The 6,814-nt window shown below is 70.9% G+C and carries 8 protein-coding genes; 2 read left to right on the forward strand and 6 right to left on the reverse strand.

Features of this window, described 5'->3' with window-relative positions; genetic code table 11:
• Positions 1 to 367: 367 nt before the first annotated feature.
• The 6 genes from rdgB to ACSIH6_RS38830 form a co-directional block, all read right to left on the reverse strand.
• On the reverse strand, positions 368 to 973 hold the full coding sequence (gene rdgB, locus ACSIH6_RS38805; RefSeq protein ID WP_435113791.1) for an RdgB/HAM1 family non-canonical purine NTP pyrophosphatase: 606 nt from the start codon (positions 971 to 973) through the stop codon (positions 368 to 370).
• A gap of 56 nt (positions 974 to 1,029) precedes the next feature.
• Positions 1,030 to 1,749, reverse strand: coding sequence for a ribonuclease PH (rph, locus tag ACSIH6_RS38810; RefSeq protein ID WP_082768660.1), 720 nt, complete (start codon positions 1,747 to 1,749; stop codon positions 1,030 to 1,032).
• A gap of 80 nt (positions 1,750 to 1,829) precedes the next feature.
• Complete coding sequence (locus tag ACSIH6_RS38815) at positions 1,830 to 2,582, reverse strand: MBL fold metallo-hydrolase (protein ID WP_435113793.1); 753 nt, start codon at positions 2,580 to 2,582, stop codon at positions 1,830 to 1,832.
• A gap of 347 nt (positions 2,583 to 2,929) precedes the next feature.
• A complete protein-coding gene (locus tag ACSIH6_RS38820) occupies positions 2,930 to 3,877 on the reverse strand; it encodes a PLP-dependent cysteine synthase family protein (RefSeq protein ID WP_435113795.1) in 948 nt (315 codons plus the stop codon).
• A gap of 7 nt (positions 3,878 to 3,884) precedes the next feature.
• Complete coding sequence (locus tag ACSIH6_RS38825; RefSeq protein WP_017567442.1) at positions 3,885 to 4,163, reverse strand: MoaD family protein; 279 nt, start codon at positions 4,161 to 4,163, stop codon at positions 3,885 to 3,887.
• 95 nt (positions 4,164 to 4,258) lie between these two features.
• A complete protein-coding gene (locus tag ACSIH6_RS38830) occupies positions 4,259 to 4,693 on the reverse strand; it encodes a M67 family metallopeptidase (protein WP_061083708.1) in 435 nt (144 codons plus the stop codon).
• Between the two features lie 133 nt (positions 4,694 to 4,826).
• Between ACSIH6_RS38830 and ACSIH6_RS38835 the strand changes: the two genes are divergently transcribed.
• Complete coding sequence (locus ACSIH6_RS38835) at positions 4,827 to 6,128, forward strand: nicotinate phosphoribosyltransferase (protein WP_435113798.1); 1,302 nt, start codon at positions 4,827 to 4,829, stop codon at positions 6,126 to 6,128.
• A 133-nt stretch (positions 6,129 to 6,261) separates the two neighbouring features.
• On the forward strand, positions 6,262 to 6,814 hold a 553-nt coding region (locus ACSIH6_RS38840; RefSeq protein ID WP_435113800.1), incomplete at its 3' end, for a nicotinamidase.

The raw sequence follows: 6,814 nt of genomic DNA on the forward strand, positions 1-6,814 counted from the left end.
CTGCGGAATTGCACCGGATCAGGAAGACCGGTTCCTCTTTCGAGGCAACTCCCCGAGCCTACACGCCCCGAGCACATGCTCGAACCATCGAAGCCTGGAGAGGAGGTCAGAATAGCGGTCCGGTTCCGAGCCGACCCCGTGGGGTGTCTCGCCGTCCCGCAGCGACCCGATCGAGTTTAGGCAACCTCAGCGGCGGCGTCAAATCCGCCTGGACTCGGAGGGGACTCCTGTCCGGGGCCTGGTCGTTCGTCGGCTTGCTTGTCGTCTGAGACAGACCCTTCCCGGAGGCTGCGGGGCCAAACATGGGAGGACGGGATTTTCTGTCCCCGGGGCGGGGCCGCCCCGGGGACGAGGACAGACGAGGACCTCAGAGGATGTCCGCGAGCTCCCGGGCGAGCATGCGGAAGGCGATCCCCCGGTGGCTGATCGCGTTCTTCTCCTCCGGGGACAGCTCCGCCGTGGTGCGGCTCTCTCCCTCGGGGACGAACACCGGGTCGTACCCGAAGCCGTTCTCCCCGCGGCGCTCGCGCACCAGACGGCCGCGCAGCACCCCCTCGGCGACGGCCTCGGTCCCGTCCGGCATCACCAGCACAGCCGCGCACACGAACTCGGCGCCCCTGCGCTCGGCCGGGGCGTCGGCCATCTGGTCCAGGACCAGGTCCAGGTTGGCCCGGTCCTGGTCGCCCGCACCGAAGCGGCCCGCCCAGCGCGCGGACAGCACGCCGGGCATCCCGCGCAGTTCGTCCACGGCGAGACCGGAGTCGTCGGCGACGGCGGGCAGTCCGGTGTGCTCGGCGATGGCCCGCGCCTTGAGCAGCGCGTTGCCGAGGAAGGACGCCTCGGTCTCGGGCACCTCCGGCGCGTCCGGGAAGGCGTCGAGCGAGAGCACCTGAGCCTCCACCCCGGCGTCGGCCAGGATGGCCCGCATCTCCGGGACCTTCTTCGCGTTGCGCGTGGCCAGGACGATCTTCACGGTTCCCCCTCCCTGGGGCGCACCGCCGGTACGGGCACCGACCCGTGGGGTGGCGGTCACTCCGACAGAGCCTTCTTCTGGATCGCGGTCAGTTCCCCGCAGCCGGAGACGGCGAGGTCGAGCAACTGGTTGAGCAGGTCCCGGTCGAAGGGTGCACCCTCGGCGGTGCCCTGCACCTCGATGAACTTCCCGTCGCCGGTGAGGACGACGTTCATGTCGGTGTCGGCGACCGAGTCCTCCAGGTAGTTCAGGTCCAGCCGGGGCTGGCCCTGGACCACGCCCACGCTGACCGCGGCCAGGGACCCGGTCAGCGGGTTGTTCTTGAGCTTGCGGCGCTTGCGCAGCCACTTCATCGCATCGGCCAGTGCCACGTACGCGCCGGTGATCGCGGCGGTGCGGGTGCCGCCGTCGGCCTGGAGCACGTCGCAGTCCAGGGTGATGGTGTGCTCGCCCATCGCCTTGAAGTCCACGACGGCGCGCAGGGAGCGGCCGACCAGACGGGAGATCTCGTGGGTGCGGCCGCCGATCTTGCCGCGGACCGACTCACGGGAGCCCCGGGTGTCGGTGGCGCGGGGCAGCATCGCGTACTCGGCGGTGACCCACCCCTCGCCGGTGCCGCGGCGCCAGCGCGGGACACCGTCCTCGACGCTGGCGGCGCACAGCACGCGGGTGTCCCCGAACTCGACGAGTACGGAGCCTTCCGCGTGGCGGAGCCAGTTACGGGTGATGGTCACAGGGCGGAGTTGGGTCGGAACGCGTCCGTCAGGTCGGGCCATGGACAAGAGCGTATATCCGTGGAGTGCCCCGCGGTGCTGGAGCGCGAAACCACACGGCCGGACCCCTCCCCCTGCCCCGGTCAGCCGCCGACCGTGTGCACCTGGCCGCTGCGGGCCAGGCCGATGGGGCTGCCGTAGGTGGAGCGCGCCTCCGTGAGGGTGACGTCGTCGTCGTTCCAGGGCACCAGGTGGGTCAGCAGCAGACGGCGGGCGCGGGCCCGGCTGGCGTGCTCGCCCGCCTCGCTGCCCGTCAGGTGCATGTCCTTGGGGTGGTCGAGGTGGTCCTGGAAAGCGGCCTCGCACAGGAACAGGTCGGTGTCGGTGGCCAGGTCCACCAGGGAGTCGCACACCCCGGTGTCTCCGGAGTAGGCCATGGCCGCACCGCCGTGCTCCAGGCGGATACCGAAGGCCTCCACCGGATGGTTGACGTGGTCGACACGGGCCCGGAAGGGGCCGAGCGAGAACGGTCCGGGAGCGAGTTCGTGGAACTCGAACACCTCGGTCATGCCCGGATCGGGGTCCAGGCCGTAGGCCTCGGCCATCCGCCGGGCCACGCCCTGGGGCCCGTAGACCGGGATGCGGGGCTTGGCACCGCCCGGGTGGTACGCCCTGGCCACCCAGTACGAGCACAGGTCGAAGCAGTGGTCGGCGTGCAGGTGGCTCAGGTAGACGGCGTCGACGGAGTAGATGTCGATGTGCCGCTGGAGAGCTCCGAGCGCGCCGTTGCCCATGTCGAGCAGGAGGCGGTAACCGTCCGCTTCGAGCATGTAGCAGGAAGCCGGGCTGTCCGGCCCGGGGAAGCTCCCCGAGGACCCGATAATCGTGAGTCGCACGTCGTCGTCGCCTTCTCGATGGGCCGCGCGGCGTCCGTGGCACCCCCGCCGAGAGTCTGTGCGGAGTGCGGATGGCGGCTGGTTCTGCGGATATCCCGTTGTTACGGGTGTACCCCAATGCCCGGCCAGGTGGTACAAAATGTGGCCCGCGTCTCACGCGACCTCGGTCACGTGTGAATTTTTCACACCGCTTGACGACGTATGTCTTGTTTGTTCGGGGCCTGTTTCACTGGTGTTCAGAACGGCGCGGAGGCCGGCGCCCGAAGGCGCCGGCCTCCGCCGGGGCCCGGACCGCCGTTCCCCGGACGGGTCACGGCGGATGCCGGGCGGGTTCCGCAGCTCTGGACCTAGGCCCAGAGCTGGCCGTCGAGGCGTTCCTCGGCCTCCTCCAGCGTGCCCTCGTAGGCACCGGTGGACAGGTACTTCCAGCCGGCGTCGGCGATGACGAACGCGATGTCGGCGCTCTCCCCCGCGCTCTCGGCCTTGCGGGCCATGCCCAGCGCGGCGTGCAGGGCGCCGCCTGTGGAGACGCCCGCGAAGATGCCCTCCTTGTCCAGGAGTTCCCGGGTCCGCCTGAGGGCGGCTTCGGAGGGCACGGAGAAGCGGGTGGTGAGCACCGACTCGTCGTAGAGCTCGGGCACGAACCCCTCGTCGAGGTTGCGCAACCCGTACACCAGCTCGCCGTACCGGGGCTCGGCCGCCACGATCTGCACGCCGGGCCGGTGTTCGCGCAGGTAGCGACCCACTCCCATGAGGGTGCCGGTGGTGCCCAGCCCCGCCACGAAGTGGGTGATCCCCGGCAGGTCGGCGAGGATCTCGGGCCCGGTGGTCTCGTAGTGGGCCCGGGCGTTGGCCGGGTTGCCGTACTGGTAGAGCATCACCCACTCGGGGTGGGCCGCGGCCATCTCCTTGGCGACGCGGACGGCCTCGTTGGAACCGCCCGCGGCGTCGGAGAAGTGGACCTCGGCACCCCACATGGCCAGCAGTTGCTTGCGCTCGGCGGAGGTGTTCTCCGGCATGACGCAGACCATGCGGTAGCCGCGCAGCTTGGCGACCATGGCCAGCGAGATGCCGGTGTTCCCCGACGTCGGCTCCAGGATGGTACAGCCCGGGGAGAGCAGCCCGTCCTTCTCGGCCTGTTCGATCATGAAGAACGCGGCGCGGTCCTTGATCGAGCCGGTGGGGTTGCGGTCCTCCAGTTTCGCCCAGAGCCGGACCTGCGGCGAGGGCGAGAGCCGGGGCAGGCCGACGAGCGGCGTGCCGCCGAGGGAGTCGAGCAGGGAGTCGTAGCGCATGTGCGGCCTAGCGGCTTCCGCCGGCCACGGCCGGCAGGATCGTCACGTTGTCGCCGTCGGAGAGCTCGGCCTCCAGACCGCCGACGAAACGCACGTCCTCGTCGTTGAGGTAGACGTTGATGAAGCGGCGCAGCTTGCCATCGTCCACCAGGCGCCCGGCGATGCCGGGGTAGCGGCTGTCCAGGTCGGCGAACAGCTTACCGAGGGTGTCGCCGGAACCCTCGACGACCTTGGCGTCGCCGGTCAGGTTGCGCAGGATGGTCGGGATGCGGACCTCGATGGCCATGAAGGTTTCTCCGTTAGCGGTCGTTGGTGTGCGTTCATTGCCAACAGGGGGCGCGCGGTGCCCATTCCTGGGCGCCGCCCCGTGTGGTGTGGAACCTACGGGGCGGTCGCGGCGCCGTCGCCGGGCCCGGTGACCTCCACCGGTTCCTCGGTGACCTGGCCGTCGACGATCCGGTAGGAGCGGAACTCGACGGTGTCGGGCTCGCGCGTGGACACGAGCACGTAGTGGGCGCCCGGCTCGGACGCGTAGGAGACGTCGGTGCGCGAGGGGTAGGCCTCGGTCGCGGTGTGGGAGTGGTAGATCACGACGGGTTCCTCGTCGCGGTCGTCCATCTCCCGCCAGACCTTGAGCTGTTCGAGGGAGTCGAACCGGTAGAAGGTCGGCGACCGTTCGGCGTTGACCATCTCGACGAAGCGCTCGGGGCTGTCGGAGCCCTCGGGTCCGGCCACGACGCCGCACGCCTCGTCGGGGTGGTCGCGGCGGGCGTGTGCGACGATCCTGTCGTAGATCGCGCGATCAATCCTCAGCATGCCTCCAGAGTACCTACATCCGGTTCCCTACCAACCAAATGGGTATTGTTGGCGGGCCGCAGGGGCCGCGGCGGCCCGGTGCTGGTGGGGGCAACATCATCCGGCCCAACCGGCACGGATTAGGCTCGTTCGCATGAGCGAGGACAGCAGCAGCGCGCTGCTCACCGACCACTACGAACTGACGATGCTCCAGGGAGCGCTGCACAGCGGCGCCGCCGCCCGCCACTCGGTGTTCGAGATGTTCGCCCGGCGGCTGCCGGAGGGGCGCAGGTACGGGGTCGTGGCCGGAACGGGCCGCTTCCTGGAGCTGCTGGAGCGGTTCCGGTTCGGCACGGAGGAACTCGACTTCCTGTCCGACAACGGGATCGTGGACGAACGCACCGTGGAGTGGCTGGCCGACTACCGGTTCTCGGGCAACGTGTGGGGCTACGGCGAGGGCGAGGCGTACTTCCCCGGATCGCCGATCCTGGTGGTGGAGGCCTCCTTCGCCGAGGCCGTGCTCCTGGAGACACTGGCCCTGTCGGTGTACAACCACGACAGCGCGATCGCCTCCGCCGCGACGCGGATGGCGGTGGCGGCGGGCGGTCGGCCGCTGATCGAGATGGGGTCGCGGCGCACGCACGAGCGGTCCGCGGTCGCCGCGGCCCGCGCAGCCTACGTCGCGGGGTTCGCCACCTCCTCCAACCTGGAGGCCGGGCGCTCCCACGGAGTGCCGACCGGCGGGACGGCGGCGCACGCGTTCACGCTGCTGCACGACAGCGAGCGGCACGCGTTCAAGGCGCAGCTGGAGTCCCTGGGCAGCGGGACGACGCTGCTGGTGGACACCTACGACGTGGAGCGCGCGGTGCGCACCTCCGTGGAGCTGGCCGGGTCCGAGCTGGGCGCGGTGCGGATCGACTCGGGTGACCTGGCCGCCCAGGCCGGGCGCGTGCGGGCGCAGCTGGACTCCCTGGGCGCGACGGACACCCGCATCGTGGTGACCGGGGACCTGGACGAGCACTCCATCCAGGCCCTGGCGGTGGCACCGGTGGACGGCTACGGGGTGGGCACCTCCCTGGTGACCGGTTCGGGCGCGCCGACGGTGTCCCTGGTGTACAAGCTGGTGGCGCGGGCGCGCGGCCTAGAGGAGGACGCACCGCTGGAGCCGGTGGCCAAGCGCTCGGTGGGCAAGCCGAGCCGAGGCGGGCGCAAGTGGGCGGTGCGGCGCCTGGATGACAAGGGAACGGCTGTGGCCGAGGAGGTCTACCCCCATCCGCCGTCCCCGCAGGTGGGGACGCGCCCGCTGCTGCGGCCGCTGGTCGCCGACGGCGTGGTGGTGGGCCACGAGAGCGTGCACGAGGCCCGGGAGCGGCACCGGGCGACAGTGGCGGAACTGCCCGAGGAGGCCCTGCGGATGTCGCGTGGTGAGGCCGCGCTGCCGACGGTGTTCCACTAGAGGGTGTTCCGTGGAGGCTCTCGCATCAGCGAGCGGCCGTCCGGGTGGTCTCCGCACGGTGGTTCGCGCAGGTCAGCCGGGTGACGGTACACGGGCCCGAGCGGGTCCGACGACGACGGAAAGGGGTGCCGCTGTGAGGGCGCTCATCGTGGTGGACGTGCAGAAGGACTTCTGCGAGGGAGGGAACCTGGGGGTGGCGGGCGGAGCCAGCACCGCGGCCGCCGTCACCGAGTACGCCCGCGCGAGCGACTACGACCACGTGGTGGCCACGCGCGACTTCCACATCGATCCGGGGAAGCACTTCTCAGAGGAGCCCGACTTCGTGGACAGCTGGCCGCGCCACTGCGAGGCGGGCACGCCGGGGGTGGAGTTCCATCCCGGTTTCGACGCCTCGCTGGCCGAGGAGGTCTTCGACAAGGGGCACTACACGGCCGCCTACAGCGGTTTCGAGGGTGTGACCAGGGAGGGCAAGGTCACGCTGGGCTCGTGGCTGCGCGAGCGCGGCGTGGACGAGGTGGACGTGGTGGGCATCGCCATGGACCACTGCGTGAAGGCGACCGCCCTGGACGCGGTGGCCGAGGGCCTGCGCACGCGGGTGCTGCTCGGGCTGACCGCCGGGGTGTCGCGCCCGACCGTGGACGCGGCGCTGGAGCGGCTGCGCGAGGCGGGCGTGGAACTGGAGGGCG

This window comes from Nocardiopsis synnemataformans, from assembly GCF_965343085.1.
Taxonomy (GTDB): Bacteria; Actinomycetota; Actinomycetes; order Streptosporangiales; family Streptosporangiaceae; genus Nocardiopsis; species Nocardiopsis alborubida.